Origin of the sequence: Sphingomonas sp. (genome assembly GCF_042091075.1) — a bacterium.
Taxonomy (GTDB): Bacteria; Pseudomonadota; Alphaproteobacteria; order Sphingomonadales; family Sphingomonadaceae; genus Sphingomonas.
In genome coordinates this window covers 1-5,254 of the sequence record NZ_JBELIE010000196.1, presented here as the reverse complement: position 1 = coordinate 5,254, position 5,254 = coordinate 1, and the positions used below count along the sequence as shown (strand labels likewise).

Here is a 5,254-nt window from a genome sequence, read left to right as displayed (position 1 = left end):
TGCCTCCTGCCGCTGCGTAACGCCCGCCAGGATCCGCGTGTCGAGCGTCGCCAGCCGTGGGTCGGTGGGTTGCGCGCCGAGCGCGTCCAGCCAGTGATCGAGTTCGCTCATCGCATCCTTCCCATGCCGTTCCCGATACGCAGCGGCGCCGCCGATCCCTCATCATGAGGGTTCGGCACGATCGGCGCGTATCGCACGCATGGCAAATTTTCGATCCCTCCGCTTCATCGCCCTTCGACTCACCCGGAGTTCCCCGATGCGTCTGTTTCCCGCCGCGCTGATCCTGTCACTCCTGCCGGCCGCGCCGGTGATCGCGCAGCCGACGCTGGCCAGCGCCACCCCCGCCGCCGATACGGTCGTGGCGCGCCCCACGCGGCTGACGCTCGCCTTCTCCGAGCCGGTGACCGCCGCCGCCGACGCGATCGACTTGGTGATGACCGCAATGCCGGGAATGAAGGATCATCCGCCGATGCCGATCCGTGGTTTCGCGACGACGACCGGCGCGGATCGCCGTTCGCTGGTGGCGGTGCTGCCGCGCCCGCTGCCGGCGGGCAGCTATCGCCTGCGCTGGCGCGTGACCGGCAGTGACGGCGCGACCGTGGAGGGCCAATACGCCTTTTCGGCGCGGTGACGCCCCGATCGTTTCTTTCGTGACGACACGCGGCTTTCCGCTACATGTCGCTGGAAAGAAAAGGGGAGCCTTGATGAACGTCCGTACCGCTACCGCGATCGCGCTGGTTCTGAGCGCGGGGCCGCTCGCCGCGCAATCCGCGCCGCCGCCCGTCGAGCAGCCGGTGGCCGCCAGTCAGGCGCCCGAGGATCGTGCCACTCGCGGAGACACGCCGACCGACACCTTGCCTCCGCCAGCGCCCCCCGCGACCGCGGTGCCGAATGCCAATGTGGCGCCGGGCGTGAGCGCGACCCCCGCCAAGCCCGCGAAATGGGATGTCAATGCGCCGCGCGGCCTGCGCACGCGCGAGGTCGCGATCCATGTCGACGAAGGCAGCTGGATGAACGTCGATGTCTCGCCGGACGGGCGCACGATCGCGTTCGACCTGCTGGGGGATATCTATACGATGCCGATCGCGGGCGGCACGCCGACGCGGATCGCGGCGGGGCTGGCCTATGAGCATCAGCCGCGCTTCTCCCCCGACGGGCGGCGGATCGCCTTCACGTCGGATCGTGGCGGCGGCGACAATATCTGGGTGATGAACGTCGATGGCGGCGACAAACGGCAGGTGACGAAGGAAGACTTCCGCCTGCTCAATCAGCCGACGTGGAGCCCCGACGGCCGCTTCATCGCGGCGAAGAAGCATTTCACCACCGGGCGGAGCCTCGGCACCGGCGAGGTGTGGCTGTACCACGTGTCGGGCGGCGGCGGGGTGCAGCTGGTCAAGCGCGTCAGCGAACAATGGCAGAAGGAGCTGGGCGAGCCGATCTACGCTCCCGACGGCAAGAGCATCTATTATACGCGCAACGTCTCGCCCGGGCCGATCTTCGAATATGCGCAGAACTCGCGCACCGATCTGTTCGATATCGAGCGCTACGATCTTGACAGCGGAGAGGTGGAAACCGTGGTCAGCGGCGTCGGTGGCTCGGTGCGCCCGACCCCCAGCCGCGACGGCCGGCGCATCGCCTTCGTCCGGCGCGAGAACAACCAGACCAAATTGTGGGTGAAGGATTTCGCAACCGGGGTGGAGCGGGTCGTGTACGATGCGCTCGATCGCGACGTGCAGGAAACCTGGGCGGTGACCGGGGTCTATCCCAATATGGCGTGGACGCCGGACGATCGCGCGATCGTGTTCTGGGCCGGCGGCAAATTGCGCCGCGTGCCGGCCGAGGGGGGCGCGGGCAATGTCATTCCGTTCCGGATCGACGATACGCGCGTCGTGGTCGACGCGACGCATCCGGCGGTGGAGGTCGCGCCCGATCGGGTCGTAACGAAGATGCCGCGCTGGGCCAGCGTCTCGCCCGATGGGCGGCAGGTGGTGTTCGAAACGCTCGGCAGCCTGTGGATCAAGCCGACCGCCGGAGGCGCCGCGCGGCGCCTGACGCGCAGCAGCGGCGAGATGGAATTGTGGCCGAGCTGGTCGCGCGACGGCAAGCAGATCGTCTTCGTCGGCTGGACGGATGCGGGGCTGGGGCAGGTGCGCGTGATCGGTGCCGGCGGCGGCAGCGTGCGCGACGTGACCAGCGTCGCGGGCCATTACCGTCGCCCGCGCTTCAGCCCCGATGGCAAGACGATCGTCTTCGAACAGGGGGAGGGCGGGGAATTGACCGCCGCGCGCGGCGCTTCCGGCACCGGCGCCTATCGTGTCGCGGCCAGCGGGGGCGCGCCGGTGCGGATCGCGCGTGATGCGGCGGTGCCGCAGTTCGGCGCCGATAACGATCGTGTCTTCGTGATGACCAACGACAAGGGCAAGCGTCAACTGGTCAGCATGGATCTGAACGGCGGGAACGTTCGCGTCCACGCCGTGGGCGAGTTGGTGAACGATTTCCAGGTCGCGCCGGGCGGGGACTATGTCGCCTTTCGGCAGGATTACGAGGCGTTCGTGATGCCGCTGCTGCCAGGCAAGCAGGCCGTGGATGTCGACAAGAAGGGCGGGCCGATGCCCGTCACCCGCGTCAGCGCGGAGGGGGCGGACTTCATCAACTGGTCCGACGCGGGGCGGCGGATCCATTGGAGCATGGGGCCGACGCTCTATGGGGCCGACACCGCCGCGCTGTTCGCGACCGCGCCGGTGGGGGAGAATGCGCCGACCTTCCCGACGCCGCGTACCGGCCTGTCGCTGTCGATGGACGTGCCCGCCGCCAAGCCGACCGGAACGGTTGCGCTGACCGGCGCGCGCGTCGTGACGATGCGGGAGGGCAACGGGCGCGGCGCGGACGGTGGTATCATCGATGATGCCACGATCCTGATCCGTGGCGACCGTATCGTCGCGGTTGGCCCGCGCGCCGAGGTCGCGGTGCCCGCCGGGGCGACGCGCATCGATGCAACGGGCAAGACGATCATCCCCGGGCTGATCGACGCGCATGCGCACGGCCCGCAGGCGGAGGACGATCTGATCCCGCAGCAGAATTGGAACGCGATGGCGAATCTCGCCTTCGGCACCACTACCGTCCACGATCCGTCGGCGCGCTCGGCGGAGATCTTCCCGGCGGCGGAGATGCAGCGCGCGGGGCTGCGCTTGCAACCGCGTACCTTCTCGACCGGCGAGATCATCTATGGTGCCAAGGCGCCCGAGGTCTATGCCGAGATCAACAGCTATGACGATGCACTGGCCGATGTCCGCCGGCTGAAGGCGCAGGGCGCCCACAGCGTCAAGAACTACAACCAGCCGCGCCGGGAACAGCGCCAGATGGTGGTCGCTGCCGCCCAGGCCGAGGGGATGGAGGTCGTGCCGGAAGGCGGCTCGCTCTACACGATGGACGTCTCGCTGGTGCAGGACGGCAATTCGACCGTCGAACACAATATTCCGCTGGAGCATTTCTACGTCGACCTGATCCAGCTCTGGACGCAGACCAGGACCAACTACACGCCCACCCTGGTCGTCACCTATGGCGGGCCGGCGGGGGACCCCTATTGGCGCGCGCATACCGACGTGTGGCGGCACCCGCTGCTGACGCGGCACGCCCCGCCGCTGGCGCTGGCGGCGCAGAATGCGCGGCGCGAGCTGGCGCCCGAGGAAGACTATGTCGACGCCGCCAGCGCGCGTGAGGCGAAGAAACTGGCCGACAAGGGCGTGCAGGTATCGATCGGCGCGCATGGGCAGCAGGCCGGGCTGGGCGCGCATTGGGAGATGTGGAGCTTCGTGCGTGGCGGCTGGTCGCCGATCGAGGCGCTGCGCGCGGCCACGATCATGCCGGCGACCTCGCTCGGCTATGCCAAGGACATCGGCTCGATCGAGCCGGGCAAGCTGGCCGATCTGGTCGTGCTCGATGCCGACCCGACGACCGACATCCGCAATAGCGAGAAGGTGCATCAGGTGATGCTGGGCGGCCGGCTGTACGATGCCGCGACGCTCAACGAAGTCGCGACCGGCACCTACAAGCGCCAGCCCTATTGGTGGGAGGGCGCGACCGGCGGGCGCGGCGCGGGCGTGACGATGACCGCGGGCCATGGCCATGGCGACTGGGCGCGGGACTGAACGGTCCCGCACGGCGGCGGGGCGCTGACCGCGCCGGGCATGACGACGCTCATCGTGAGCCGGATCATGTCCCGCCGCGCGTGCCCCCCTTCCCGTCACCCGCCGGGCGCCCTACGGGCAAGATCGTGAAACATCGTCTTTTCTTTCTCCCGTTCAGCCTCGTCTCCAGCGTCGCGGCGGCGCAGCAGGCGCCCGATATCGTCGTCACCGGAGGCGGGCTGGCGGAGCGTCGCGGCGATGTCGCGTTCGATATCGTGACGATCGACGCCGCGCGGATCGAGGCGACGGCGGCCAACCGGCTCGAAACCGTGCTGGCCGATGTCGCGGGTCTGCAGCAGTTCCGCCGCGCCGATTCACGCTCCGCCAACCCCACCAGCCAGGGCATTTCGCTGCGCGGGATCGGCGGGAATGCGTCGAGCCGGGCGCTGCTGATCCTCGATGGCGTGCCCCAGGCGGATCCGTTCGGCGGCTGGGTCGCCTTCCCCGCCTATGCCACGGGACGGATCGGGCAGATCCGCGTCACGCGCGGCGGCGGCAGCGGCTATTTCGGCCCCGGCGCGCTAGCCGGGACGGTCGAGCTGGATAGCGCCGCGCCGCGCGACGGGGACGGGATGCGCGCCGATATCGCCTACGGCAGCCGCGACTCGGTCGATGCGCAGGCCTCCGCCGCGCTGCGCCGTGACGGCGGGTTCGCGACGCTGTCCGCCGCTTATGCGCGCGGCGACGGCTTCGTGCCGACGGTGGCGGCGGATCGTGGGCCGGTCGATCGCGCCGCACCCTACGAACAGGCGTCCGGCGCGGTGCGGGCGGTGATCGCGGCGGACGCGCAGACGGAGGTGCAGGCGAACGTTAGCGCCTTCACCGACGTGCGCGAACGCGGCACTGCCTTCACCCGCAATCGCAGCGAGGGCGCTGACGCATCGTTGCGCGTGGTGCGGCGCGGTGACTGGGGGGCGTCCGCGCTGGCCTATCTGCAGACGCGCGCCTTCGCGTCGCAATTCGCCGGCGTGAATGCCGCGCGGACGACCGTGATGCAGACGCTGGACCAGTATAACACGCCCGCCACCGGGATCGGCGCGCGGATCGAGATCGTCCCCCCGGTCGGG

At 69.6% G+C, this 5,254-nt stretch carries 3 protein-coding genes; all 3 read left to right on the top strand.

Annotation, left to right across the window (positions count from 1 at the left end):
* The first annotated feature begins 256 nt into the window (after positions 1 to 256).
* Positions 257 to 631 carry a copper resistance protein CopC gene (locus ACFDSW_RS15020; protein ID WP_375251082.1) on the top strand — a complete coding sequence of 125 codons (375 nt, stop codon included), beginning with the start codon at positions 257 to 259 and terminating at the stop codon, positions 629 to 631.
* A gap of 73 nt (positions 632 to 704) precedes the next feature.
* Positions 705 to 4,148: an amidohydrolase family protein gene (locus ACFDSW_RS15015; protein ID WP_375251081.1), complete on the top strand. Its 3,444-nt coding sequence runs from the start codon at positions 705 to 707 to the stop codon at positions 4,146 to 4,148.
* Between the two features lie 125 nt (positions 4,149 to 4,273).
* A partial coding sequence (locus ACFDSW_RS15010; protein ID WP_375251080.1) for a TonB-dependent receptor occupies positions 4,274 to 5,254 on the top strand: 981 nt, incomplete at its 3' end.

What these genes read in the sequence shown, in the direction of transcription:
- ACFDSW_RS15020 (WP_375251082.1), top strand. Translation starts at nt 257, where the DNA reads ATGCGTCTGTTTCCCGCCGCGCTGATCCTGTCACTCCTGCCGGCCGCG.
- ACFDSW_RS15015 (WP_375251081.1), top strand. Translation starts at nt 705, where the DNA reads ATGAACGTCCGTACCGCTACCGCGATCGCGCTGGTTCTGAGCGCGGGG.